Here is a 25,402-nt window from a genome sequence, read left to right as displayed (position 1 = left end):
GCACGACAACCAGAGTTACCAGCCTATATGGTCCAGTTCGACTTTTCCCCTGAAATCTTCGAAAAGAAAAAATCCGGAATCCTGCCTAAGGATTCCGGATTTTCTTTCGCAGAATCAGCGGCTAAATGAGCTTAACTGATCGGCATTAGGCAATCGCCGGCTTTTTTAATTATTCGGAATCAGTACAGCCAGGCACGGCAGGCTGGCTTCAGTCGGCCAGGACTATGTAGCGCCCGCCCGGCTTTTACCACCTACCGCAGCGGCGCACTGGAACACCCCCAGGCCGCGCAGCGCCAACAACCGACCGTACCTCCGGCCGTTCATCTAATCTTATAACCATGATTAGCAGGTGCGGGAGGGTAACCTATGGCGGTCCCGATATGGCGTCCCAGCGAGCAACGCTGCGCACAAGCCAACATCAGCGACTTTATCCGGCAGGTCAACCAACGCCATAACAGCCGGATCGGCGACTATACCGAGCTACACCGCTGGAGCATCGACAACCCGGAAGCATTCTGGTCGATGATCTGGGACTACGGCCAGGTCCGTGCCACCGAAAAAGGCACCCGGGTGCTGGTCGATGGCGACAGGATGCCCGGCGCCCGCTGGTTTCCCGATGCCCGGCTCAACTTCGCCGAAAATCTGCTGCGCCACCGCGACGACCGAACCGCACTGGTATTCCGTAACGAGGCCGGCCAGCGCAAACGCCTGAGCTACGCCGAGCTCTACCTGCAGGTTGCGCAACTGGCCAGCGCACTGCGCAAAGCGGGCGTAGACGAAGGCGACCGGGTCGCCGGTTTCGTCCCCAATTGCATCGAAACGGTTATCGCCATGTTGGCTACCGCCAGTATCGGCGCCGCCTGGTCCTCCTGTTCGCCGGATTTCGGCATCCACGGCGTGGTGGACCGTTTCGGCCAGATCCAGCCCAAAGTGCTGTTCTGCAGCGACGGCTACCACTATGGCGGCAAAACAATCGACTCGCTGCAACGGGTGGCCGGTATTCTTCAGCAGCTGCCGGATATCGAACAACTGGTGGTGCACCCCTACCTTCACCCGCAGCCGGATATCAGCGCCCTGCCGAATGCCCGGCTGTGGTCAGACTTCGTCGACCTCACCGCCAACGAGATCGACTTCAACCAGGTCCCCTTTGCCAGCCCGCTCTATATCCTGTACTCGTCCGGCACCACCGGCGTGCCCAAGTGCATCGTACACGGCGTTGGCGGCACCCTGCTGCAGCACCTGAAAGAACACGCCCTGCATACCGATGTGACGCGTGATGACGTGATCTTCTACTACACCACCTGCGGCTGGATGATGTGGAACTGGCTGGTCAGCGCGCTGGCGACCGGCGCCACCGTGCTACTGTACGACGGCTCTCCTTTTGCGCCCACACCCGACGTGCTCTGGGATATGGCCGAAGAAGAAGGCATTTCGATATTTGGCACCAGCGCCAAGTACATCGCGGCGCTGGAAAAAGCCGGCGTTAAACCCGGACAGAGCCATCGGCTAGAGCCGCTCAAGGCCATGCTGTCCACCGGCTCGCCCCTCGCCCCTGAGAGCTACGATTACGTCTACCGCGATATCAAGGCCGAGCTGTGCCTGTCGTCGATCTCCGGCGGCACCGATATCGTCTCCTGCTTTGCGCTGGGTTGCCCGGTCCTGCCGGTGTATGCAGGCGAGCTGCAGTGCCGCGGACTCGGCATGGCGGTGGAGGTTTATGACGACAATGGCCAGCCCATCGCAGCCGGCAGTGGCGAAAAAGGCGAACTGGTGTGCGTCAAACCGTTCCCGTCGATGCCGATCGGCTTCTGGAACGACGCCGACGGCAGCAAGTATCGGGAGGCCTATTTCGCCACCTTCGACAACGTCTGGGCCCATGGCGACTATGCCGAACCGACCGAGCATGGCGGACTGATCATCCATGGTCGCTCCGACGCCGTATTGAATCCCGGCGGCGTGCGCATCGGCACCGCCGAGATCTACCGTCAGGTAGAACAGGTTGATGCGGTATTGGAGAGCCTTGCCATCGGCCAGCAGTGGCAGGACGACGTGCGGATAGTGTTGTTCATTCGCCTGAAGCAGGGCTATCAGTTCAACGAGCAGCTGGCCGAACAAATCCGACAGACCATCCGCAGCCACTGCACGCCACGTCATGTTCCCGCCAAGATCATTCCGGTGGCGGACATTCCGCGCACCCTCAGCGGCAAGATCGTCGAGCTGGCGGTCAGCCACGTGGTGCACGGACGGCCGGTGAAAAACCGCGACGCGCTGGCCAATCCAGAAGCACTGGAGCTGTTCAAAGAGCTGCCGGAACTGCAGGAATGAGAGCGGCAAGCGGGCAACTGTATGTTCAATACTGTTTGCTCATGGCTAACAAAAAACCACCCGAAGGTGGTTTTTCCATAGATCACTGAAGAGCGGCTAACTCTTACAGATTGGCAACCCGGTTAAGGCCGGCGATTGCCGCTACCCGGTAGGCTTCCGCCATGGTCGGATAGTTGAAGGTGGTATTGATGAAGTACTTGATGGTGTTGGCCTCCCCTTCCTGGCGCATCACCACCTGGCCGATATGGACGATCTCGGACGCCTGGTCACCGAAACAGTGAATGCCGAGGATCGCCAGGGTTTCGCGGTGGAACAGGATTTTCAGCATACCGACCGGCTGGCCGGAGATCTGCGCCCGCGCGGTATCCTTGAAGAACGCCTGGCCCACTTCGTAAGGCACGCACTCGGCGGTCAGCTCCTCCTCGGTCTTACCGATCGAGCTGATCTCCGGGATGGTGTAGATGCCGGTCGGCACTTCATTGATATAGCGGAAATCTTCGCCGTCGGTCAGATCGGCTGCCGCCGCACGGCCCTGATCCAGCGCCGCCGAGGCCAGGCTCGGCCAGCCGATCACGTCACCCACCGCATAAACACCTTCGCAACTAGTGCGGTAGTGCTCGTCCACCTCGATCTGGCCACGACTGTTGGCTTCCAGGCCGACCTTCTCCAGCCCCAGGCCGTCGGTGTTACCGGTTCGGCCGTTACACCACAGGAACGCATCGGCGCGGATCTTCTTGCCCGACTTCAGGCTCAGGGTGACCCCGTGACTGTCACCTTCAACACTGTCGTACTCTTCGTTGTGACGAATCTTGACCGCGTTGTTGCGCAGGTGGTAGCTGAGCGAGTCGGAGATCTCGCCATCCAGGAACGACAACAGACGGTCGCGGGTATCGATCAGATCGACCTTGACCCCCAGGCCACTGAAGATGGAGGCGTACTCGCAGCCGATCACCCCGGCGCCGTAGATGATCATGGTGCGCGGCGTGTGCTCCAGCTTCAACACGGTATCGGAGTTATAGATCCGCGGATGGTGGAAATCGATATCGCTCGGCACGTAGGGACGGGAGCCGGTAGCGATGATGATATTCTTGGCACGCAGGGTTTCATCACCCTTGGCGGTTCCTTTTACCAGCACCGTGTTCGCATCGACGAATTCGGCCTGGCCGAAGAACACGTCGCAACGGTTACGGGCATAGAAATTGGTGCGCAGCATAACCTGGTTGGACATCACCTTCTCGGCGCGCTTGAGCACCTTCGGGAAGGAGAACCAGCGCGGCTCACCGATATCACGGAACATCGGGTTGGTATTGAACTCGATGATCTGGCGTACCGAGTGACGCAACGCCTTCGAGGGGATAGTGCCTTTATGCGTACAGTTGCCGCCGACGGCATCCTGCGCTTCCACCACCGCAATGCGACGCCCCGCTTTGGACGCGCTCATTGCGGCGCCTTCGCCGGCAGGACCCGAACCGATCACGATCACATCGTAGTCGTATACAGCCATTACTATCCCCTTAGTTCTATGGTTATCCCGTTATTTTTTAAGTATTTTATGCGAATGGTGCCCCAGATGGGGCACCATTCGATTAGCCTTTAGCCTTAACTTCGTAGGACAGGTCGGCTTCGACATCGGCGGTCCGCTGACGCTCCTGTTCCTCTTCGCATTTCTGCGGATTACCGCCACAGATGGTGCAGGCGGTGTCCATCTGCAGGGCGGCCATACCGCCGCAGGAACCGGCGATCGGCTTACGGCCCATCAGCACGCCGACGGACATCCCGATAATCAGGATCATCAGCACCACGAAGGTCAGAATCATCACTTCCATGGCTGTACTCCTAATGTTTTAAGTAGTTGTTGAATCCAGGGGTATAACGGGTTTCAAACCCATCGGCCGCCTTGACGATAAAATAGGCGTCGAGCCCCTGCTCCAGGGCGAATGCATAGCCGCGCTCCTCACCCATCACCAGCAGCGTGGTCGCATAAGCGTCTGCGGCCGCACAGTTGTCGGCAATGACCGTCACAGACGCCAGCTTATGCACCACTGGCCGACCGGTATGCGGATCGATGGTATGGGAGAAACGCACCCCATCCTGCTCGAAATAGTTGCGGTAATCACCGGAGGTGGCGATCCCACCCTGGCCAAGCTCGATCACGTTATGCACCGAGCGCCCGGCACTGTCGGGGCTTTCGATCGCCAGCCGCCAACTGCTGCCGTCGGGCTTACTACCTTTGACCCGCAATTCACCGCCGATCTCCACCAGGTAACGGTCGATACCATTCTCCTCGAGCAACCGGGCAATTATATCAACCCCGTAGCCTTTGGCGATGGCGGAAAGATCAACGTAAAGGTCACGCTGCTTGCGTACCCGTCGTTTTGCAGTGTCCAGTTCCAGGAATTGGTAACCGATCCGCCCGCGGCGCGCTTCAATCTCGGCGTCCGAAGGCGCCCGCTCGACACGGCCGTCCGGGCCGAAGCCCCACAGGTTGACCAACGGCCCGACGGTCGGATCGAACTGACCGGCCGACTGTTCACTGATCTGTCGAGCCAGCAACAGCACCTCGAACAGTTCGGCGGACAGCGCGAACCACTCCCCCTGCGGCGTCCGGTTCAAGCGGGACAACTCCGAGCTGTCGATATAGGTCGACATGCTGTCGTTGATCGCCTGCAGCTGCTGGTCGATCCGGCCATGCAGCTCGGTAACCGCCTGCGGGTCCTGGCCAACCCATTTGACAGTATAACCGGTGCCCATGGTCAGCCCGTTAACGGACATCAATTGCTCGGAATCGAAACTGTTACAGCCGGCCAAAAACAAAACGGCCAGCAGCAAAGCTGCCAGCCGTTCAAATGCAATGTTCAGGAAACAACGCATTCGTGATTAACCACCGAAGTCGTCGAGGTAGATATTGTCACGCTCGACGCCCAGATCCAGCAGCATCTGGATCACGGCGGCGTTCATCATCGGCGGTCCACACATGTAGTACTCGCAATCCTCCGGCGCCTCGTGGTCCTTCAGATAGTTTTCGTACAGCACGTTGTGGATGAAGCCGGTCATGCCGTCCCAGTTATCTTCCGGCAGCGGATCGGACAACGCCAGATGCCACTTGAAGTTGTCGTTCTCCTCCTGCAGCTGATCGTACTCTTCGGTATAGAACGCCTCGCGCAGCGAGCGCGCACCGTACCAGAAGGAGATCTTGCGCTTGGAGTTCAGACGCTTCAGCTGGTCGAAGATGTGTGAACGCATCGGCGCCATACCGGCACCACCACCGATGAACACCATCTCGCAATCGTTTTCGGTTGCGAAGAATTCACCGAACGGTCCGTACACGGTGATCTTGTCACCCGGCTTCAGGCTGAACACATAGGAGGACATCTGGCCCGGCGGGTGGTTGGTACCCGGCGGCGGCGATGCGACACGGATATTGAACTTAACAATACCCTTCTCTTCCGGATAGTTCGCCATCGAGTAGGCGCGGATCACCGGCTCTTCAACCCGGGAGACATACTGCCACAGGTTGAACTTGTCCCAATCCTCGCGGTACTCCTCCTGGATCTCGAAGTCCTTGTAGTGCACTTCGTGCGGCGGCGCTTCCAGCTGGACGTAACCACCGGCGCGGAAGTCGACGTTCTCGCCTTCCGGCAGACGCAGCGTCAGCTCCTTGATGAACGTCGCCACGTTCGGGTTGGACTCGACGGTACACTCCCACTTCTTAACGCCGAAGATCTCCTCTTCGAGTTCGATCTCCATATCCTGCTTGACAGCAACCTGACAGGACAGGCGCCAGCCATCTTTGGCTTCACGCATGGTGAAGTGGGACTCTTCGGTCGGCAGCATGGAACCGCCGCCCTGCATCACCTGGCACTTACACTGTGCGCAGGTACCACCACCACCACAGGCGGACGGTACGAAGATACCGGCGCCGGCCAGCGTCTGCAGCAGCTTGCCGCCGGCCGGTACGGTGATGCTTTTATCCGGATCGTTGTTGATGTTGATATGAACATCGCCGGAGGCTACCAGTTTCGAACGGGCTGCCAGGATTACCGCGACCAGTGCAAGCACCACCGCGGTAAACATGACAACGCCGAGAACGATTTCTGCATTCATAAGCTTTAATCCTTCAGTTGATCATGCCCGACGGCTTACAGCTGTACGCCGGAGAAAGACATGAAGCCCAGCGACATCAGACCTACGGTAATGAAGGTGATACCCAGGCCACGCAGGCCCGCCGGTACGTCACTGTATTTCAGTTTCTCACGGATACCCGCCAGGGCGGTGATCGCCAGCGCCCAGCCGGTGCCCGCGCCGATGCCGTAGACCACGGACTCACCGAAGGTGTAGTCGCGCTCTACCATGAACAGCGCAGCACCCATGATGGCGCAGTTTACGGTGATCAGCGGCAGGAATACCCCCAGTGCGTTGTACAGCGCCGGTACGTACTTATCCAGGAACATCTCCAGGATCTGTACGATCGCCGCGATAACGCCGATGTAGGAGATATAACCCAGGAAGCTCAGGTCAACTTCCGGATAGCCGGCCCACGCCAATGCGCCTTCGCGCAGCAGGTGGTTGTAGATCAGGTTGTTGACCGGGGTGGTGATCGCCAGTACCACGATAACCGCGATACCCAGGCCCAGCGCGGTCTGTACCTTCTTGGAGATCGCCAGGAAGGTACACATCCCGAGGAAGAAGGCCAGCGCCATGTTTTCAACGAAGATCGCCTTAACGGCGAGGCTGATGTACTGTTCCATGATTACGCAGCCTCCTTCTTGCTGTTAGCGGCCAATTCGAACTCCGGCTTCTCCACCTGGGACGGATCCCAGGTACGGATGATCCAGATGAAAATGCCGATCAGGAAGAACGCACTCGGCGGCAGCAGCAGCAGGCCGTTCGCCTGGTACCAGCCACCCTCGGTGATCAGCGGCAGGATCTCGACGCCGAACAGGCTGCCGGAGCCGAACAGCTCACGGAAGAAGCCGACGAACATCAATACCAGGCCGTAGCCCAGACCGTTACCGATACCGTCCATGAAGCTGATCCCCGGCGGGTTCTGCATGGCGAAGGCTTCGGCGCGACCCATAACGATACAGTTGGTGATGATCAGTCCGACGAATACCGACAACTGCTTGGAGATGTCGTAGGCAAACGCCTTAAGGATCTGGTCGACCACGATTACCAGTGACGCGATGATGGTCATCTGGCAGATGATACGAATGTTGTTCGGAATCTGATTACGGATAATCGATACGAACAGGTTGGAAAACGCGGTTACCGAGATTACCGCCAACGTCATTACCAGCGCGGTATTGAGGTTGGAGGTTACCGCCAGTGCCGAACAGACACCCAGGATCTGCAGAGCAATCGGGTTGTTCTTAGCGACCGGTTTCACCAGTACGTCTTTAGCTGCAGACATCGCTTACACCTCCCCTGCTTTCAGGTTGGCGAGGAACGGCGCATAACCATTCTCACCCAGCCAGAACTTGACCAGATTGGTGACACCGTTACTGGTCAGCGTAGCGCCGGACAGACCATCGATCTGGTGCTCGGCACCCGGTGCGTTCGGATCGACCGCACCCTTGATCAGGCCCAGTGCCGGATCCATGGAGCCCTCGGCGTAGACTTTCTTACCCGGCCAGAGCGCTTTCCAGCCCGGGTTGTCCACTTCACCACCCAGCCCCGGCGTTTCGGCGTGGGAGTAGAAGCCCAGACCGACCACCGTGTTCAGGTCACCTTCCAGTGCCAGGAAGCCGTACAGGGTGGACCACAGGCCGTAGCCGTGTACCGGCAGGATGACTTTCTCAAGCTGACCATCCTTCTCCACCAGGTAGACCGGCATGTACTTGGCCTGACGCTTGATGGACGCGATATCCTGGTCGCGGCTCAGCTTGACCGACAGCGACGGCTCCTTGGCAGCCTTACGGGCATCGTAAGTAGCCGGATCGACCGCGTCAGTAAACTTGCCGCTTTCCAGGTCAACCACCTTGGTGGTGATCTGAGCGAACAGCTCATCGACCGACTTGCTCGGATCGGAGATCCCGGCGGCCGCCAGGATGTTGGTTTTCCGGTCCAGTTCCTTGTTGGCGACCTGCTTCGGCTTCAGCAGCACGGCGGCGGCGGATACCACCACCGAGCAGATCACGCACAGCAGGACCGCTACGGTAATCGTTCTAGCGATAGTGTCTTTATTAGCCGACATTACGTGCCATCCTCCGCTTGATGTTTGCCTGTACGACAAAGTTGTCGATCAGCGGTGCAAACAGGTTACCGAACAGGATTGCCAGCATCATGCCTTCCGGGAATGCCGGGTTTACCACTCGGATCAGCACCACCATCACACCGATCAGGGCACCGAAGTACCACTTGCCGGTATTGGTCATGGACGCGGAGACCGGATCGGTCGCCATAAAGAACATACCGAAGGCGAAGCCACCCAGCACCAGGTGCCAGTAGAACGGCAGCGCAAACATCGGGTTGGTTTCGGAACCGATCAGGTTCAACAGCAGCGACATACCGACCATACCGGCGAACACGCCGGCCACGATACGCCAGGCGGCAACCTTGGCGAACACCAGCACGCCACCTCCGATCAGGATCGCCAGGGTGGAAACTTCACCCACGGAACCCTGAATGGTACCCACGAAGGCATCGAACCAGGTGATGTTCTGCGCCAGGATCGCATCGACACCGCCCATCGCGGCCAGACCCAGCGGGGTCGCGCCGGAGAAGCCGTCGACCGCGGTCCAGATCGCGTCACCGGACATCTGTGCCGGGTAGGCGAAGAACAGGAACGCACGACCGGTCAGTGCCGGGTTCAGGAAGTTCTTGCCGGTACCACCGAACACTTCCTTGCCGATCACCACGCCGAAGCTGATGCCCAGCGCCACCTGCCACAGCGGGATGGTCGGCGGCAGAATCAGCGAGAACAGGATCGAGGTTACGAAGAAACCTTCGTTAACTTCGTGACCACGCTTCATGGCGAACAGCACTTCCCAGAAACCGCCCACAACGAAAGTCACGATGTAGATCGGCAACCAGTACATCGCACCGTGGATGATGTTATCCCAGATGCTGTTCGGGTCGAAACCGGCCAGCGCGCCGGTCAGCGCAGTGCGCCAGCCTTCAGTCGCCGCCAGCCCGCCATCGATGGCGGTATTGGCCTGCAGGCCGACGTTGTACATACCGAAGAAAACCGCCGGGAAGGTACACATCCATACCAGGATCATCATACGCTTCAGGTCAACCGCGTCACGCACGTGTGCCGCGCTCTTGGTCACTGAACCCGGGGTGTAGAAAATGGTGTCTGCCGCTTCGTAGAGCGCGTACCACTTTTCGTATTTACCGCCCTTGTGGAAGTGCGGTTCCATCTTATCGAGAATGTTTCTCAGGCTCATGCTATCAGGCCTCCTTCTCAATACGGCTCAGGTTATCGCGAAGGATCGGACCGTATTCGTACTTGCCCGGGCACGCAAAAGTGCACAGCGCCAGGTCCTCTTCGTCGAGTTCCAGGCACCCCAGCTGCATGGCGGTCACGATATCGCCGGTTACCAGTGCACGCAGCAGCTGGGTCGGCAGGATATCCATCGGCATCAGCTCTTCGAACTGACCCACCGGCACCATGGCGCGCTCGGAACCGTTGGTGGTGGTGGTGAAGTCGAACTTCTTGCCGGACGACAGGAAGGAGCTGAAGACATTCAGCACCGAGAACTTGTCGGCACCCGGTACCAGCCAGCCCATGAACTCGCGCTGGTTGCCTTCCGCCAGCACACTGATCTGGTTGGCGTAGCGGCCGACGAAATCAAACGCTTCGTCGACAGTGCGGCCGTTCCATACGGAACCGCTGATGACACGGTTCTGGCCCGGCTTGGTCATCCCGGCGATGGTATCGCTGATGCAGCCACCCACTCGGGTACGCACCAGGCCCGGGTTTTCGACCTGCGGACCGGCTACAGCCACGATCCGCTCAACGAAGATACGGCCGGTGGTGAACAGCTTGCCAAAGGCAACCACATCCTGGTAACCGATCGACCAGACTGTTTTCTGCTGGGAAACCGGATCGATGAAGTGGATATGGGTACCGACATTGCCGGCCGGATGAGGACCGTCGAATTCGTGTACGGTAACGCCCTCGGTGGTCGGCACATCGGCACCGGCCGCCTTGCACAGATGAACCGCACCGTCGGTCAACCGGGTCAGAACGGTCAAGCCATGCACGAAGGCTTCGCGGTGCTCACCGATGAACACTTCCGGCTTGGCCGCCAACGGGTTGGTATCGATCGCCGTCACGAAGATCGAGCTGGGCGCGCTGCCCGGCTGCGGTACCTTGCTGAACGGACGGGTGCGCAGCGCCGTCCATTCGCCGGACTCGACCAGGTTCTGCTGAACCTGTTCGCGTGACAGCTTGGCCAGTTGTTCGGCCGGATACTTACTGAATTCGATCGCTTCCTCGTTGTCATCCACCTCGATGACGACGGACTGCAATACCCGGCGCTCGCCACGGTTGATCGCTTTGACCACCCCGCCTGCCGGTGCGGTGTACTGAACACCTTCTGTTTTCTTATCGGAAAAGATCAATTGACCGAGCTTTACGCGGTCCCCCACCTTGACGGCCATAGTGGGCTTCATGCCCACATAATCCTGGCCGATCACGGCGGCGGTGCGTACCGCCGGCGCAGACTTGACAGACTGCTCCGGTGCGCCCGTAATTGGTAGATCCAGACCTTTGTTGATCTTGATCATCGCCTCACCCAATCACAATTAAAATTTTTCAGGACCCCACCACGGGCTGATGCCGGCCTCTCCTCTTTTTTCTGATATAAAGAGACCGTCATTGTCCTCTCGCCCGAGGCGGAATTACCCCACCCAAAAATCCGAACAAGTATACCCGAGCGCCCGGCCCGTTTTCTACAAACCCCCTTTGCAATCAGAAGGTTTCGGGCGGCAGCGGGCTTCTTGTAATAGATCGTTATCTTATAAGATTATGATTTTTAATAATATATGATTTCAGGCACAAAAAAGCCGCTCTAATAGCGGCTTTTTTGATCAATCAGAACAATGACTTACTTGTTCTTCGGGAATGCCGGCAAGGTGCACTGAGCCATCTTCTGAGCCATCCGGATCACCTGGCAGCTGTAACCGAACTCGTTATCGTACCAGACGTACAGTACGCAACGGTTACCGTTGACGATAGTCGCCAGCGCATCCACCACACCCGCCGCGCGGGAGCCGACGAAGTCGGTGGAAACCGCTTCCGGCGAGTTGCTGTAGTCGATCTGCTTCTGCAGCGGACCGTGCAGCGCAGCGTCGCGCAGGTAAGCGTTCAGCTCTTCCTTGCTGGTTTCGGACTTCAGGTTCAGGTTCAGGATCGCCATGGAGACGTTCGGTGTCGGCACGCGGATCGCGTTACCGGTCAGCTTGCCTTCCATCTCCGGCAGCGCCTTGGCTACCGCTTTGGCAGCGCCGGTTTCGGTCAATACCATGTTCAGCCCCGCCGCACGGCCGCGGCGATCGCCTTTATGGTAGTTGTCGATCAGGTTCTGGTCGTTGGTGTAGGCGTGTACGGTTTCCACGTGGCCGTTTTCGACACCGAACTTATCGCACAGCGCCTTCAGTACCGGCGTGATTGCGTTGGTGGTGCAGGAAGCCGCCGACAGGATCTTGTCGTCCGCTTCGATATCGCCGTCGTTGACGCCCATGACGATGTTCTTGATGCCTTTACCCGGCGCGGTCAGCGCCACACGGGAAACACCGGTAGCGCGCAGGTGCAGGGACAGGCCGTCCTCATCGCGCCACTTACCGGTGTTATCGATCACCAGCGCGTTGCTGATACCGTACTGGGTGTAGTCGATGGAATCCGGAGCGTCGGCAAAGATCACCTTGATCATGTTGCCGTTGGCGATCAGCGCCTGGTTCTCTTCATCAACCTGGATAGTGCCTTTGAAGGAACCGTGTACGGAATCGCGACGCAGCAGGCTGGCACGCTTCTCCAGGTCGTTGTCAGCATTACCCTTGCGAACCACGATCGCACGCAGGCGCAGCGCCTGACCACCACCGGTACGTTCGATCAGCAGACGGGCCAGCAGACGACCGATACGACCGAAACCGTACAGCACGACGTCGGTCGGCTCACGTTCGCCGGCACCGATCGCATCTTCCAACTCATCCTTCAAGAACGCTTCCAGATCACGGCCATTGCCTTCATTGCGGAACTTCACCGCCAGCTTGCCGACATCCACATGCGCATTGCGCACGTTCAGCTTTTTAATAGTTTCCAATACCGGGTAGGTATCGTGAACAGACAGTTCTTCACCTTCCACCTGGCGAACGAAGCGATGCGCTTTCAGGATATCGATCACCGACCGCTTCATCAGCAGTCGACCGAAAACGGACGACTCAACATTAAGATCGCGGTACAGACCGCCGATCAGAGGGACCATCGCTTCGGCTTTCGCTTCGCGCTCTTTCCAGTCGGTGAAAACTTCTTCTCGGTTCACAGGTAGCTCCAAATATCGTCACGAGTATATTTTGGGTGCGCGCATTATCCCCTTTTCCGCATCCGCGGGCAAATACCGTTCCGCTAGACTTTGGGCCCATGGCAGCCGACCTCAAGCGATGCGTTCCCGGCGACGAGCAGTTACACTATTCCGCCTCGAACGTGGTGCAAGAACCGGGAGACCGTACGTTGATTGAACTGGCCTACTCACTGCCCAGCGGCAGTGGCGACCTGAAACGGATTGGACAGGTAGAGGGCGCCGCCCGCGGCCTACTGATCGCCGATGCAGCAACCCGTCATAAGGGACCGACCCTGGTGATCGCCAGCGACAGCGACGAAGCCGCCCGACTGCAGCTGGAAGCGGGATTCTTCCTCGACGACAGCGATCTACTGCTTAATTTCCCGGACTGGGAGACCCTGCCGTACGACAACTTCTCGCCGCACCAGGACATCATCTCCGAACGGATCAGCACCCTGAACCGGCTACCGAGCCTCAAGCAGGGCGTGCTGCTGGTGCCGGCCACCACACTGATGCACCGGGTGGCACCACCCAGTTTCATGGCCGGCAACAGCCTGTCGCTGGATATCGGCCAGCAGCTGGACCCGGACAAACTGCGCCAGCAGCTGACCGACGCCGGCTACCACGCCGTTAACAGCGTTAACGAGCACGGCGAGTTCGCGGTGCGCGGCGCCATTATCGATATCTTCCCGATGGGCAGTCCGCTGCCCTACCGGATCGAGCTGTTCGACGACGAGATCGAAACCCTGCGCACCTTCGACCCGGACAGCCAGCGCTCGATCGAGCAAATCGAACAGGTTCGCCTGCTGCCGGCCAAGGAGTTCCCGTTCGACAGCGACGCGATCAGCGGCTTCCTGCAGCGCTGGCGCGAGACCTTCGATGTCGATTACCGCAACTGCCCGACCTACCAGGACCTGCGCAACGGACTGACACCGCCGGGCATCGAGTACTACCTGCCGCTGTTCTATCAGCAGACCGCCACCCTGTTCGACTACCTGCCGGGCAACTGCCAGATCATCTTCAGCGACAACCTGGAGCAGGCGGTCAATGACTTCTGGCAGGAGGTCGAGAATCGTCATGAACAGCGCCGCTATGACATCCAGAACCCGATTCTGCCGCCAAACAGGCTGTTCACACCGAGCGAGGAGTTCTTCGCCACCCTGAAACGGCACAACCGTCTGCAGATCTCCGGCGATAGCCAGCCGGACAGCGCAGGCCGCTACAACCTGGCCTGCACGGCGATGCCGGATATGACCGTCGACGCCAAAGCCTCGCATCCGCTCAGCGCCCTGCAGCAGTTCCTGGCCGAGCGGGACGGACCGGTGCTGTTCTGCGCCGAATCGGCCGGCCGGCGCGAGGCACTGCTCGAGCTGTTCGGCCGCCACGGCATCAAGCCCGTCGACAGCAGCGGCTGGCAGAATTTTATCGGTGGCGACAGCGACCTGGCGATCTGCGTGGCGCCGCTGGAGCGCGGCCTCAGCCTGCCAGGCAGCGCCCACCTGATCACCGAAACCCAGCTGTTCGGCCGCCAGGTATTCCAGCGCCGACGCCGCTCGCGCGAACAGGAGCAGACAGACCAGGCGTTCAAGAACCTGTCGGAGCTCAACATCGGCGCCCCGGTGGTTCATATCGACCACGGTGTCGGCCGCTACATGGGGCTGGAAACCATCGAACTGGACGGCCAGGCCAACGAATTCCTGATGCTGGAGTACGCCGATAACGCCAAGCTGTACGTGCCGGTGTCGACACTTCACCTGATCAGCCGTTACAGCGGCGCCAGCGACGAACTGGCCCCCTTGCACAAGCTGGGCAGCGAGCAGTGGAGCAAAGCCAAGCAGAAAGCCGCCGAGAAGGCGCGCGACGCCGCTGCCGAACTGCTGGACATCTACGCCCGTCGCGCCGCCCGCGAAGGCTTCCGGTTCGACAATCCGGATGAACACTACCGCCAGTTCGCCGCCGGCTTCCCGTTCGAGGAGACCCCCGACCAGGCCGCCGCGATCACCGCGGTGGTCGCCGACATGACCGCACCGCAGCCGATGGACCGACTGGTCTGCGGCGACGTCGGCTTCGGCAAGACCGAGGTTGCGATGCGAGCGGCATTCATCGCCGCCCAGAGCGGACGCCAGGTGGCGATCCTGGTGCCAACCACCCTGCTGGCCCAGCAACATTACGACAACTTCTGCGACCGCTTCGCCGACTGGCCGGTCAATATCGAACTGATCTCGCGGTTCCGCAGCGGCAAGCAGCAGGACAGCACCCTGGCCAAACTGCAATCCGGCCAGGTGGATATCGTTATCGGCACCCACAAGCTGTTGCAGAGCGATATCAACTTCAAGAACCTCGGCCTGCTGATCATCGACGAAGAGCACCGCTTCGGCGTCCAGCAGAAGGAACGGCTCAAGTCGCTGCGCTCGGAGGTCGATATCCTGACGCTGACCGCCACGCCGATTCCGCGCACCCTGAATATGGCGATGTCCGGCATCCGCGACCTGTCGATCATCGCCACCCCGCCGGCCCGTCGACTGTCGGTGAAGACCTTCGTGCGCCAGAGCGATACCCCGCTGATCAAGGAAGCGATCCTGCGTGAGCTGCTGCGTGGCGGCCAGGTCTACTACCTGCACAACGAGGTCAAGAGCATCGACAAGGTGGCCCGCGAGCTGGCCGAGCTGGTACCCGAGGCACGCATCGGCATCGGCCACGGCCAGATGCGCGAGCGCGAGCTGGAGCAGGTGATGTCGGACTTCTACCACAAGCGCCACAATCTGCTGGTCTGCACCACCATCATCGAGACCGGTATCGACGTGCCGAATGCCAACACCATCATCATCGACCGGGCCGACAAGTTCGGCCTGGCGCAGCTGCACCAGCTGCGCGGCCGCGTCGGCCGCTCGCACCACCAGGCTTACGCCTACCTGCTGACGCCACACCAGAAAGCGATGACCAAAGACGCCATCAAGCGACTGGAAGCGATCGCCAGCGCCGACGACCTGGGCGCCGGCTTCACCCTGGCCACCCACGACCTGGAGATCCGCGGCGCCGGCGAACTGCTCGGCGAGGAGCAGAGCGGCCAGATGCAGACCGTCGGCTTCAGCCTGTTCATGGAGATGCTGGAGCAGGCCGTCGAGTCGATCAAGGCGGGCAAGGCCCCGAATATGGATCAGCCGCTACGCCACGGCAGCGAGATCAACCTGCGGCTGCCGGCGCTGATTCCGGACGACTACCTACCGGACGTGCACACCCGGCTGATCATGTACAAGCGGATCGCCTCGGCGCGCAGCGACGACACATTGCGCGAATTGCAGGTCGAGATGATCGATCGCTTCGGATTATTGCCAGAATCGCTCAAAAACCTGTTCCGACTGACTAAACTGAAGCTAACCGCCGAGCAGCTGGGGATCAGCAAACTGGATGCCGGCGAACAGGGTGGCCGCATCGAATTTGCCGGCGACACCCGAGTCAATCCGCTGACCTTGGTAAAAATGGTTCAAAATCAACCACAACGCTATAAACTGGAGGGTGCCGACAAGCTGCGTTTCACGCTCGATCTCGGCCAGCCCGACCAGCGCTTCAGGTCAATGGAAAAACTGCTCGGCGAATTAGCGGTCTAAGGAACTATGAAAAAAGCAGCCCTCACCCTCTTCACTCTCTGCCTGTTCATCCTGAGCCTGCCGGGCCGGGCCCAGGAAGCACCCTGGTACCAGGTTGAGGTCCTGATCTTCGCCAACGAAGATCCTGACGTGCTGGATGACGAATTCTGGCCGGAAACCCTCAGCGTGCCGAGCCTGCCTGACGCGGTCGAGCTGGCCGGCCCCTCCGGCGGCCTGCAGCACCCCTACACCCTGCTGCCGGAAGACGACCTGATCTTCATCGCCGAACGGCGCCGCATCGAAAGCTACAGCAGCTTCCGGGTGCTGTTCCACGGTAGCTGGCGCCAGCCGGTGACCAGCGAACGCTATGCCCAGCCGGTCCATATCCGCGCCGGCCAGGTGCTGGATAACGGCCTGTACGAACTGGACGGCTACATCACCGTCGACAAGGGGCGCTACCTGCACTTCCGGCCCGACCTGTATCACAGCCGTCGATTGAGCCCGGCCGAAAGCAGCGTACTGCGCTCGTTCGAACAGCAGGGCACTGACGACAGCGGCCACGTGAATGTTGACAGCGGCCTGCATATCCCGGACTTCCTGACCGTCAACCTGCGCCAGGGCCGCCGCATGCGCTCCAAGGAAGTGCATTATCTTGATCACCCGCTGATGGGAGTACTGGTGCTGATGCTACCGCTGGAGAAGACATCGCAGTAAGCTGCAAGCTGCAAGCTGACAACAGCGTATCGGCGCAGCCAGAAAAATTCGTTTTTTCACCTGCTGCCCCTTCTCAGCCGGCCCCATAATGGCATACCAGCCGCGGCTACAGGGTCCGTGATCCGTAGCAGCCCGCTCCGAGGGCGACACCCCACCGGACCCGGCCACCCCCATCGCGATCAGAACCCGCCGCTACAGGGTTCAGTGTCCGTAGCAGCCCGCTCCGAGGGCGACACCCACCGAACTTGGCCAACCCCATCGCGATCAGAACCCGCCGCTACAGGGTTCAGTGATCCGCAGCAGCCCGCTCCGAGGGCGACACCCAGCGAACTCGGCCAACCCCGTCGCGGTCAGTACCCGCCGCCACAGGGTTCAGTGATCCGCAGCAGCCCGCTCCGCGGGCGACACCCGCCGGAGCAAGTCAATCCCGTCGCGATCGGAGCTCGCTGCTACGAGGCTCCTCGATCCGAGCGGCCCGCTCTGCATGCCCTTCATGAACAAAAAAGCGGGCCGCCAGGGCCCGCTTCCGCTTACTTAAGACAAGACATCTGTCTTTCTTGCCGCACAGGCTCGACAGCCGGCAGCTGCTCCGGCTCAGCCCGGTACAGATGTACGGTGGTGGTCGGGAAGGCGATCTCGGCGCCGTGCGCCAGCACGATATCCATCACCCGGCAGAGCACATCCTGCTTGACCTCATGGTAACGCTCCCAATTGGTGGTCCGGGTAAAGCTATAGATAAAGAAATCCAGCGATGAGGGACCAAAACGGTCCAGATTGACGATCAGCGTCTGGCGGGGGTCGATATCCGGATGCCCGCGCAACATCTCGCGCACCGCATCGATAATCGCCTGCACCTTGTCGGCATCGTCATAGCGCACACCGATATATTCATAGATCCGGCGGTTGGTCATCCGCGACGGGTTCTCCACCGAGATATGGGTGAAGGTCGCATTCGGTACATAGAGCGGCCGCTTGTCGAAGGTACGTATCCGGGTCTGCCGCCAACCGATCTCCTCGACGATGCCCTCGATCTGCTGATCGGGCGAGCGGATCCAGTCACCCACCTTGAATGGCCGGTCGAGATAGATCATCAATGCGCCGAAGAAGTTGGCCAGCAGGTCCTTGGCGGCAAATCCGACCGCCAGGCCACCGATGCCGCCGAACGCAAGAATACCGGAGATGCTGTAACCCAGACTCTGCAATACCACCAGACCGACCAGGATAAACACCGTCAACCGCAGCAGGCGACCGACCGCCGACACAGTGGTGACATCCATCGGCTTGCGCATCCGACTGGCCGAGGTCAACACCTGCTCGCTCTGCCGCACTAACCGGGTCAAAAACCAGGCCAACAGCAACAGAGTGCCAAGCTTGCGGGTCAACTGCATCGCCCCGACCAAGCTGTCGGAATAGCCCAGCGACATCAGCTGGACCGCCCAGCTTGCCGCCAGCAGCCAGATAAAGAACAACAGCGGCGGCCGGGCAGCCTTGATCACCAGATCGTCCCAAACCGCCTTACTGCGCTCCGCCCGCTGCAACAGAAAATGGAGCACCACTCGCGCCGCTACATGACTCGCCAGCGCGCCCAGCAGCAACGCGCCAAGCTGCACCCAGAGGCCGTATTCCGCCAACTGCTCCAGCAGCCGTGCCAGCCACTCCTGCTCGCCCATCCGGTTTACCCCTCCAGCTGCCAGAGCTGCTCCGCCAGCTCGCTCGCCGCCCTCAACCGCTCACTATCAATAGCCGGACATGGCCGCCCAAGCATGGCGCCAATCCGTTTGGAACCGGGATGCCCCTGCCGCCGCAACCAGGCCAGCACCTCCAGCGCCGCCGAGCGGTTATTGCAGACCAGCAACATGTCGCAACCCGCCGCCAGCGCCGCATCGGCCCGTGCCGGATAACTGCCGGCCACGCTGGCCCCCTCCATGGTCAGGTCGTCACTGAAGATCACCCCTTCGAAGCCGAACTGCCCGCGCAGCACCTGCTGCAGCCAGAACGGCGAAAAGCCGGCCGGATTCGGATCGACTCGCGGATAGATCACGTGGGCCGGCATGATACCGGCCACCCCCTTACCCACCAGCTGACGGAACGGTATCAGGTCAGCTTGCTCAATCTCGGCCAGCGGCCGCTGATCAACCGGTACCGCCAGATGGGAATCCGCCTCAACCCAGCCGTGGCCGGGGAAGTGCTTGCCGGTGGCCGCCATACCCGCCTCGGCCATACCCTCGATAAAGGCGCCGGCCAGCTCGACCACCTGCTCGGCGTCGCGGGCAAAGGCCCGATCGCCGATCACCTCGCTGCGACCAAAATCCAGGTCGAGCACCGGGGCGAAGCTGATATCGATCTGCAACTGGCGCAGCTGCGCCGCCATCAGCCAACCCAGCTCCCGGGCCGCCGGACGGGCCCGACCGGGCTCCCGCTGCGCCAATCTTCCCAGCCGATTCATCGGCGGCAGACGGACCACGGCGTCCTTCAGACGCTGTACCCGACCGCCCTCCTGGTCGATGGCGATCAGCAGCTCGGGACGCACCGCCCGGATAGATGCCACCAGTTCGGCCAGTTGATCACGGCTTTCGATATTACGGCCAAACAGGATCAGGCCGCCGACCTGCGACTGCTGCAGCAACTCATGCTCGTCAGCGGTCAACGTCGTTCCTTCCAGGTCCAGCATCAAAGCGCCGGTTGTCATAGTTCAGTCCTCAATCAACACCGGCGTACCCGCCACCACCCGGCCAAACAACTCGACCAGATCGGAATTACGCATGCGGATACAACCATGGGAGAGCGGCACCCCCATCGGCTCGGAGTCGGGAGTACCGTGAATATAGATATAGCGCTGCATGGTATCGACCGCGCCAAGCCGGTTCCGACCCGGCTCGCAGCCACTCAGCCAGAGAATACGGCTCAGGATCCAGTCGCGACCGGGATACTGGCGAGCCAGCTCCGGCGTGTAGATCTCACCGGTAAAGCGGCGCCCAACCAGCACGGCATTAAGCGGCAGGCCAGCACCGATACAAGCCCGAATGAGATGCCGGCCGCGCGGGGTACAGCCACTGTTCTTGAGCTCGCCGGCCCCGTTACTGGCGGTCGAGACCGGATAGCGGTGACGGAGCCGGCCGTTTTCATACAGGCTCAACGACTGCTCGGCGATAGAGATCTGCAGCCGGATATCCACCACCTCAGATCCGGCAGAAATAGGTTTTATCGGCCCGCGCCTGCAGACCGGCGGTCAACACCGGGATCATCCGGTGCAGAATGCGCTCCACCTCGGCACTGCTTTCATACTCCTGCTTCTCGATGGCGTTCAGGGTATGGAAGTTGGACAGCGTGAAGGTAATCGAACCGAGCAGGAAGTGCAGCCGCCAGAAGAACTCGTCATCTTCCATCGGCGCCGCGTCATTGCGCACCAGCGAGATAAAACGCTGCAACCGGACACCGTAGCGATCGATCAGGAAATCGCGCAGATCCTCCTGATTCTTCATATAGGCCAGGTCCAGCAGCCGCATGAAGACCGACAACGCGTGGTCGTTGTTGCGGTTGACCCCCAACAGCGCCCGCATCAGGATCTCCAGCAGCTCCTCAAGCGACAGGCTGTATTCGGATGCCGCCAGCCGCTGATCCAGCGCCTGTTCAATATGCTGGCAGAGCGGCCCGAGAAATTTTTCCGCCACCGCCTGGATCAACCCCTTCTTGGAGCCGAAGTGGTAGTTCACCGCCGCCAGGTTGACCTGCGCCCGCGCAGTAATCTGCCGCACCGTGGTGTCGGTGAAGCCCTGTTCCGCAAACAGCGTCTCCGCCGCCCGCACAATATTCGCCGCAGTCCCTGAATACTGCATCTCCGTCCCCAAACCGACGTTTAAAACTACAAAATCGAACGCTCATTATAGTGACCCGCACGGGGATTGCACCCCCACCCGGGCCATTCTATCAACGACTCCAGAAGCGACTATTCATAGCCCGATCCCACCAGCGCAAAGCCACCCGATCGGCCGAATTGACACCGATATCGGTCAGCTTTTCCTGCAGCGATTTTTTCTGCTCATAACGGATCAGGAACACCTCACCCTGGTCGCATGCGTCCAGCAGGTATTCATCCGACGTCATCAGCTCGTCCACCAGATTCAGGTCGAGTGCACGCTTACCGAACCATACTTCGCCGGTCGCCACCTTATCGATCTCCAGCTGACTGCGATACTCGGCAACGAAGGATTTGAACAGCTCGTGGGTGTCTTCCAACTCTTCGACGAACTTCTGCCGCCCCTTGTCGGTATTCTGGCCGAACATCGTCAGGGTCCGCTTGTACTCACCGGCGGTAAGCACTTCGAAATCGATATCATTTTTCTTCAGCAAACGGTGGAAGTTAGGCATCTGGGCGATCACACCGATGGAGCCGACAATGGCGAACGGCGCCGCCAGCAAACGGTCGGCCAGACAGGCCATCATATAGCCGCCACTGGCCGCCACTTCGTCAACACAGATTGTCAGCGCGATCCCCTTGCGTTTAATACGCTCCAGCTGGGACGCCGCCAGACCATAGCTGTGCACCAGCCCGCCGGCACTTTCCAAGCGCAGCACCACCTCGTCGTCGGCCTCCGCCAGGCTCAGTACCGCATTGATCTCCTCGCGCAACGGCTCAACCTCGCTGGCCTTGATATCGCCATCGAAGTCGAGTACGAAGTAACGCTTGTCACGTTCCGCAGACTCCTCAGCCTCATCTTCCTTCTTGCCCCTACCCGCCAACTGCTTTTTACGGGCCTTAGCTTCAGCCTTCTCCTTTTTCTTCTCTTCCTTGAGCAACGCCTTGTACTCGGCCTTGTCGAGTATCGCCTGCTCCATTACATGGCGCATATGGTCCAGCTCGTCATTCAGGCTGGTGACCTCGATCTCGCCCTCGTGCCCATGCGGCTTACGGTGGGCTGTCAGCATCACGATCCCAGCGATCACTGCCAAGATCGCCAGCACCACGGTAACCGCCTCCGCCAGAAACAACCCATATTCCGTTAGAAATTCGCCCACGCACCGCTCTCCAATTCTGTTTCGGTTCTCACAAAATGCCGCCTAATGTACCATAAGCACCGTCAACTAAGCTTCAGTAAATAGGGTAGCCGCAGCGCCATGAGCAAGCCGATCACAGTCGACAAGATCATCAACAAATTGCCGTCCCGCTTCCTACCGGAAAACGCAGAGGGCATAAACGCCGTATTCCAGTTCGAGCTGGACGACGATAGCGATTTCTACATCCAGATCAATGATGGCCTCTGCCAGGTAGAGAAAGGCCTGCACGACGATCCGAACCTGACCCTGATCACCGATGCCGAAACCATGATCGGCGTGGTCAGCGGCGATATCGACGGCATGAGCGCCTTTATGAAAGGCCGCCTGCGCGCGGAAGGCAATGTGATATTGGCAACTAAGCTCGGCAAGCTGTTTTCACGCGAAAAACGCAAATAAGCCCCTCCTTTATAGTGCCCCACCCATGCAGGCTGACAACTGCCGGCCTGCCACCGCCCCCTCCCTCATACACCGAACAAACACTGACCCCGGTCAGCAAACAGAGTCGATTAACCGACTATTCTCCGGTGTCGTTTTCAAGCAACCCGCAAACGCACTTTAATGATACAGATTCGTGCACAGATGAAATCGCTTATGTTACGGATCGTTTAAGGGACCCATACCAAAGGACCATAGACAGCCAAAAAACCTACAAATAGGTCTTACCAAAAAGAAAGAAAGCGGAATTAACTTCGGACAATTAGCAGCGAAATGAAGCCAACTTTCGCCATATAACAACCTTCGAGTGAATGTCTAGGCTTTTGATTTCAATAATCTGCTGCTAGTCTATCGGCGCCTTGCTCAAGGCAGACGTTTATAAAAAGAGCCCTGGTTGAAGGGAGAGTAATTGATGACATACACGCTACCCCAGGCTTTTGTACGCAATTTCCTAGGGAATTCACCTGTCTGGTATAAACAGGCCATTATCGGTTTTCTAGTACTGAATCCGATCTTGCTGTTCGCAGCCGGACCGGTGGTCACTGGCTGGCTACTGATATTCGAATTTATCTTCACGCTGGCACTGGCCCTGAAATGCTACCCGCTGCAGCCTGGCGGCCTGCTTGCCCTGGAGGCCGTAGTTATCGGCCTTGCCGGTCCGGATGCGGTGTCCCATGAGATCGAGTCCAACCTGGAAGTAATCCTGCTGCTGATGTTCATGGTGGCCGGCATCTACTTTATGAAGAGCATGCTGCTGTGGGTATTCACCAAGATCCTGCTTCAGATACGCTCCAAGGCTCTGCTATCCCTGATGTTCTCGCTGTCCGCAGCGGTTCTTTCGGCCTTTCTCGACGCCCTGACGGTGACCGCGGTACTGATCAGCGTGGCAGTGGGCTTCTATGCCGTTTTCCACAAGGTGGCGTCCGGCACCAGCTTCCACAGCACCGGCCACGACCACTCCGATGACAACAGCGTCCATGAACGCAGCCGCAGCGACCTGGCACAGTTCCGCGCCTTCCTTCGCAGCCTGCTGATGCATGGCGCAGTCGGCACCGCACTGGGCGGTGTCTGCACCCTGGTGGGCGAGCCGCAGAACCTGCTGATCGCCGAGAAGGCCGGCTGGGAGTTCGTCGAATTCTTTGTACTGATGGCACCGATCACCATGCCGGTACTGGCTGCAGGCCTGCTGACCTGCTTCCTGCTGGAGAAAACCAAGTGGTTCTCCTACGGCGCCGAACTACCGTCGAACGTGCGCCATATTCTGGAAGAGTTCGCTGCCGAGGAAGACAAGGCCCGCAGCATGCGTGACAAGGCGATGCTGGCCACCCAGGTGGTGGTAGCGATCTTCCTGGTGTTCGCGCTGGCGTTTCACCTGGCGGCGGTTGGCCTGATCGGCCTGACCATCATCGTACTGCTGACCGCCCTCAACGGCGTGGTGGAGGAGCACCAGATCGGTAAGGCATTCGAAGAAGCACTGCCCTTCACCGCCCTGCTGGTGGTGTTCTTCACCATTGTGTCAGTAATCCACGAACAGCACCTGTTCCAGCCGATCATCCAGTGGGTATTGAGCATGGACGAAAGCATCCAGCCGGTACTGTTCTTTGCCGCCAACGGCCTGCTTTCCGCGATCAGCGACAACGTCTTCGTTGCGACCGTCTACATCAACGAGGTAGTCGAGGCGCTGAACGCCGGCGCAATTAGCCGCGAGCATTTCGATGCCCTGGCAGTCGCGATCAATACCGGCACCAACATCCCGAGTGTCGCCACGCCGAACGGCCAGGCAGCCTTCCTGTTCCTGCTGACCTCGGCGATCGCCCCGCTGATCCGCCTCTCCTACGGCACCATGGTCTGGATGGCACTGCCGTACACCATCGTAATGAGTGCCACCGGCGTCATCGCGGTGAACTACGCGCTTTAAGCGCACTTTCTTCGGGCACAAAAAATGCCGGTCAGCCCCGCTGACCGGCATTTTTCTTTCTCATTACAGCAAGGCTTCAACCGAGAGCAACAGCGAAAAAGCCAGCACCTACCCTCAATGAACCGCCAATTCCTCGTCCTGCGGTTCAGATTGTTTCAGCCAGACACACTCGCCACCACTCTTCCTGTCCAGCATCTTAAGAAATGCCTGATGCTCAGCCAGCTCCTCATCGGAAGCCGGCAGTACCGCCAGATTATAGCGATCGGCGGCAATCCGGCGGATCTCGCCCGCCTCCTGATCACCATCACCATCGCTACCGCCACGACTATCCAGCATTAGGGCGGTCTGGCCGCCGGTCAGCATCAGATAGACATCGGCCAGGATCTCGGAGTCGAGCAACGCGCCGTGCAGCTCACGGTGCGAGTTGTCGATGCCGTAGCGCCGACAGAGCGCATCCAGATTGTTCTTCTGCCCTGGATGCTTCTTGCGCGCCACCGCCAGGGTATCGACCACCGTACAGATGTCATGCACCCGCTCTTTGATGCCATTGCGCGCCAATTCGGTATCGATGAAGCCCACGTCGAACGCGGCGTTGTGGATCACCAGCTCGGCGCCGCGGATAAAGTCGAGAAACTCCTGCATCACCTCGCGAAACTTCGGCTTGTCGGCCAGAAACTCATTGGTGATACCGTGTACGCTGATCGCCTCGGCGTCGACCTCGCGATCCGGCTTCACGTACTGATGGTAGGTCGCGCCGGTCAGCTTACGGCCGACCATCTCAACACAGCCGATCTCGATAATGTTGTGGCCGTCCTTGGGATCAATACCGGTGGTTTCGGTATCGAGCACTATTTGCCGCATTT

Annotated in this window: 21 protein-coding genes; 5 read left to right on the top strand and 16 right to left on the bottom strand. The window is 59.6% G+C overall.

Annotation, left to right across the window (positions count from 1 at the left end; all coding sequences use genetic code 11):
* The first annotated feature begins 366 nt into the window (after positions 1 to 366).
* A complete protein-coding gene (locus K6T12_RS11795; RefSeq protein ID WP_222222700.1) occupies positions 367 to 2,325 on the top strand; it encodes an acetoacetate--CoA ligase in 1,959 nt (652 codons plus the stop codon).
* A gap of 103 nt (positions 2,326 to 2,428) precedes the next feature.
* On the opposite strand, the gene sthA is transcribed toward K6T12_RS11795, so the two are convergent.
* The 10 genes from sthA to K6T12_RS11745 form a co-directional block, all read right to left on the bottom strand.
* Positions 2,429 to 3,829, bottom strand: a complete 1,401-nt coding sequence (gene sthA / locus K6T12_RS11790) for a Si-specific NAD(P)(+) transhydrogenase (protein ID WP_222222698.1) — start codon at positions 3,827 to 3,829, stop codon at positions 2,429 to 2,431.
* Positions 3,830 to 3,911: 82 nt separating this feature from the next.
* The gene (gene nqrM / locus K6T12_RS11785) at positions 3,912 to 4,151 is read right to left on the bottom strand and encodes a (Na+)-NQR maturation NqrM (protein WP_222222696.1); all 240 of its coding nucleotides are present in this window, start codon (positions 4,149 to 4,151) and stop codon (positions 3,912 to 3,914) included.
* Between the two features lie 10 nt (positions 4,152 to 4,161).
* Positions 4,162 to 5,097, bottom strand: coding sequence for an FAD:protein FMN transferase (locus tag K6T12_RS11780; protein ID WP_255611685.1), 936 nt, complete (start codon positions 5,095 to 5,097; stop codon positions 4,162 to 4,164).
* Positions 5,098 to 5,202: 105 nt separating this feature from the next.
* A complete protein-coding gene (gene nqrF, locus K6T12_RS11775; RefSeq protein ID WP_222222692.1) occupies positions 5,203 to 6,429 on the bottom strand; it encodes an NADH:ubiquinone reductase (Na(+)-transporting) subunit F in 1,227 nt (408 codons plus the stop codon).
* Positions 6,430 to 6,464: 35 nt separating this feature from the next.
* Positions 6,465 to 7,073, bottom strand: coding sequence for an NADH:ubiquinone reductase (Na(+)-transporting) subunit E (gene nqrE, locus K6T12_RS11770; protein ID WP_222222690.1), 609 nt, complete (start codon positions 7,071 to 7,073; stop codon positions 6,465 to 6,467).
* 2 nt (positions 7,074 to 7,075) lie between these two features.
* Complete coding sequence (locus tag K6T12_RS11765; RefSeq protein ID WP_222222688.1) at positions 7,076 to 7,735, bottom strand: NADH:ubiquinone reductase (Na(+)-transporting) subunit D; 660 nt, start codon at positions 7,733 to 7,735, stop codon at positions 7,076 to 7,078.
* Positions 7,736 to 7,738: 3 nt separating this feature from the next.
* Entirely contained in the window at positions 7,739 to 8,518 is a 780-nt protein-coding gene (locus K6T12_RS11760) for a Na(+)-translocating NADH-quinone reductase subunit C (RefSeq protein WP_222222686.1), read from the bottom strand.
* A complete protein-coding gene (locus K6T12_RS11755) occupies positions 8,508 to 9,713 on the bottom strand; it encodes an NADH:ubiquinone reductase (Na(+)-transporting) subunit B (protein WP_222222684.1) in 1,206 nt (401 codons plus the stop codon). Before K6T12_RS11755 ends, K6T12_RS11760 begins: the two co-directional genes overlap by 11 nt.
* A 4-nt stretch (positions 9,714 to 9,717) precedes the next feature.
* Complete coding sequence (locus tag K6T12_RS11750; protein ID WP_222222682.1) at positions 9,718 to 11,058, bottom strand: Na(+)-translocating NADH-quinone reductase subunit A; 1,341 nt, start codon at positions 11,056 to 11,058, stop codon at positions 9,718 to 9,720.
* 320 nt (positions 11,059 to 11,378) lie between these two features.
* Positions 11,379 to 12,812 carry a glyceraldehyde-3-phosphate dehydrogenase gene (locus tag K6T12_RS11745; RefSeq protein WP_222222680.1) on the bottom strand — a complete coding sequence of 478 codons (1,434 nt, stop codon included), beginning with the start codon at positions 12,810 to 12,812 and terminating at the stop codon, positions 11,379 to 11,381.
* A 188-nt stretch (positions 12,813 to 13,000) separates the two neighbouring features.
* Here K6T12_RS11745 and mfd point away from each other — a divergent pair, with 188 nt between their 5' ends.
* Both mfd and K6T12_RS11735 read left to right on the top strand, forming a co-directional pair.
* On the top strand, positions 13,001 to 16,438 hold the full coding sequence (gene mfd / locus K6T12_RS11740) for a transcription-repair coupling factor (RefSeq protein WP_255611683.1): 3,438 nt from the start codon (positions 13,001 to 13,003) through the stop codon (positions 16,436 to 16,438).
* Between the two features lie 6 nt (positions 16,439 to 16,444).
* Positions 16,445 to 17,131 (top strand): CsiV family protein, encoded by a 687-nt coding sequence (locus K6T12_RS11735; RefSeq protein WP_222222676.1) that lies wholly within the window; start codon positions 16,445 to 16,447, stop codon positions 17,129 to 17,131.
* A gap of 530 nt (positions 17,132 to 17,661) precedes the next feature.
* On the opposite strand, the gene K6T12_RS11730 is transcribed toward K6T12_RS11735, so the two are convergent.
* The 5 genes from K6T12_RS11730 to sohB form a co-directional block, all read right to left on the bottom strand.
* Positions 17,662 to 18,801, bottom strand: a complete 1,140-nt coding sequence (locus tag K6T12_RS11730; RefSeq protein ID WP_222222674.1) for a mechanosensitive ion channel family protein — start codon at positions 18,799 to 18,801, stop codon at positions 17,662 to 17,664.
* 5 nt (positions 18,802 to 18,806) lie between these two features.
* Positions 18,807 to 19,820: a beta-N-acetylhexosaminidase gene (gene nagZ / locus K6T12_RS11725; RefSeq protein WP_222222672.1), complete on the bottom strand. Its 1,014-nt coding sequence runs from the start codon at positions 19,818 to 19,820 to the stop codon at positions 18,807 to 18,809.
* Positions 19,821 to 19,823: 3 nt separating this feature from the next.
* A complete protein-coding gene (locus tag K6T12_RS11720; protein ID WP_222222704.1) occupies positions 19,824 to 20,300 on the bottom strand; it encodes a L,D-transpeptidase in 477 nt (158 codons plus the stop codon).
* A gap of 10 nt (positions 20,301 to 20,310) precedes the next feature.
* Positions 20,311 to 20,967: a TetR/AcrR family transcriptional regulator gene (locus tag K6T12_RS11715; protein WP_222222670.1), complete on the bottom strand. Its 657-nt coding sequence runs from the start codon at positions 20,965 to 20,967 to the stop codon at positions 20,311 to 20,313.
* 91 nt (positions 20,968 to 21,058) lie between these two features.
* Complete coding sequence (gene sohB, locus K6T12_RS11710; RefSeq protein ID WP_222222668.1) at positions 21,059 to 22,147, bottom strand: protease SohB; 1,089 nt, start codon at positions 22,145 to 22,147, stop codon at positions 21,059 to 21,061.
* A 99-nt stretch (positions 22,148 to 22,246) separates the two neighbouring features.
* On the opposite strand from sohB, the gene K6T12_RS11705 reads away from it, so the two are divergent.
* Both K6T12_RS11705 and nhaB read left to right on the top strand, forming a co-directional pair.
* Positions 22,247 to 22,582, top strand: a complete 336-nt coding sequence (locus K6T12_RS11705) for an SCP2 sterol-binding domain-containing protein (protein WP_222222667.1) — start codon at positions 22,247 to 22,249, stop codon at positions 22,580 to 22,582.
* A gap of 451 nt (positions 22,583 to 23,033) precedes the next feature.
* Complete coding sequence (nhaB, locus tag K6T12_RS11700) at positions 23,034 to 24,539, top strand: sodium/proton antiporter NhaB (RefSeq protein WP_222222664.1); 1,506 nt, start codon at positions 23,034 to 23,036, stop codon at positions 24,537 to 24,539.
* A 114-nt stretch (positions 24,540 to 24,653) separates the two neighbouring features.
* Here the strand turns inward: nhaB and dnaQ are convergent, their stop codons facing one another.
* Positions 24,654 to 25,400, bottom strand: a complete 747-nt coding sequence (gene dnaQ / locus K6T12_RS11695; RefSeq protein ID WP_222222662.1) for a DNA polymerase III subunit epsilon — start codon at positions 25,398 to 25,400, stop codon at positions 24,654 to 24,656.
* Positions 25,401 to 25,402 lie beyond the last annotated feature (2 nt).

It is taken from the genome of Marinobacterium arenosum, assembly GCF_019795155.1.
Taxonomy (GTDB): domain Bacteria; phylum Pseudomonadota; class Gammaproteobacteria; order Pseudomonadales; family Balneatricaceae; genus Marinobacterium_C; species Marinobacterium_C arenosum.
This window is presented reverse-complemented; position numbering and strand designations above follow the sequence as displayed.

What these genes read in the sequence shown, in the direction of transcription:
- K6T12_RS11780 (WP_255611685.1), bottom strand. Translation starts at nt 5,097, where the DNA reads ATGTCCGTTAACGGGCTGACCATGGGCACCGGTTATACTGTCAAATGG.
- nqrM (WP_222222696.1), bottom strand. Translation starts at nt 4,151, where the DNA reads ATGGAAGTGATGATTCTGACCTTCGTGGTGCTGATGATCCTGATTATC.
- K6T12_RS11735 (WP_222222676.1), top strand. Translation starts at nt 16,445, where the DNA reads ATGAAAAAAGCAGCCCTCACCCTCTTCACTCTCTGCCTGTTCATCCTG.
- K6T12_RS11730 (WP_222222674.1), bottom strand. Translation starts at nt 18,801, where the DNA reads ATGGGCGAGCAGGAGTGGCTGGCACGGCTGCTGGAGCAGTTGGCGGAA.
- K6T12_RS11715 (WP_222222670.1), bottom strand. Translation starts at nt 20,967, where the DNA reads ATGCAGTATTCAGGGACTGCGGCGAATATTGTGCGGGCGGCGGAGACG.
- nqrF (WP_222222692.1), bottom strand. Translation starts at nt 6,429, where the DNA reads ATGAATGCAGAAATCGTTCTCGGCGTTGTCATGTTTACCGCGGTGGTG.
- K6T12_RS11755 (WP_222222684.1), bottom strand. Translation starts at nt 9,713, where the DNA reads ATGAGCCTGAGAAACATTCTCGATAAGATGGAACCGCACTTCCACAAG.
- K6T12_RS11760 (WP_222222686.1), bottom strand. Translation starts at nt 8,518, where the DNA reads ATGTCGGCTAATAAAGACACTATCGCTAGAACGATTACCGTAGCGGTC.
- K6T12_RS11765 (WP_222222688.1), bottom strand. Translation starts at nt 7,735, where the DNA reads ATGTCTGCAGCTAAAGACGTACTGGTGAAACCGGTCGCTAAGAACAAC.
- sthA (WP_222222698.1), bottom strand. Translation starts at nt 3,829, where the DNA reads ATGGCTGTATACGACTACGATGTGATCGTGATCGGTTCGGGTCCTGCC.
- K6T12_RS11750 (WP_222222682.1), bottom strand. Translation starts at nt 11,058, where the DNA reads ATGATCAAGATCAACAAAGGTCTGGATCTACCAATTACGGGCGCACCG.
- nhaB (WP_222222664.1), top strand. Translation starts at nt 23,034, where the DNA reads ATGACATACACGCTACCCCAGGCTTTTGTACGCAATTTCCTAGGGAAT.
- K6T12_RS11705 (WP_222222667.1), top strand. Translation starts at nt 22,247, where the DNA reads ATGAGCAAGCCGATCACAGTCGACAAGATCATCAACAAATTGCCGTCC.
- dnaQ (WP_222222662.1), bottom strand. Translation starts at nt 25,400, where the DNA reads ATGCGGCAAATAGTGCTCGATACCGAAACCACCGGTATTGATCCCAAG.
- nagZ (WP_222222672.1), bottom strand. Translation starts at nt 19,820, where the DNA reads ATGACAACCGGCGCTTTGATGCTGGACCTGGAAGGAACGACGTTGACC.
- K6T12_RS11795 (WP_222222700.1), top strand. Translation starts at nt 367, where the DNA reads ATGGCGGTCCCGATATGGCGTCCCAGCGAGCAACGCTGCGCACAAGCC.
- nqrE (WP_222222690.1), bottom strand. Translation starts at nt 7,073, where the DNA reads ATGGAACAGTACATCAGCCTCGCCGTTAAGGCGATCTTCGTTGAAAAC.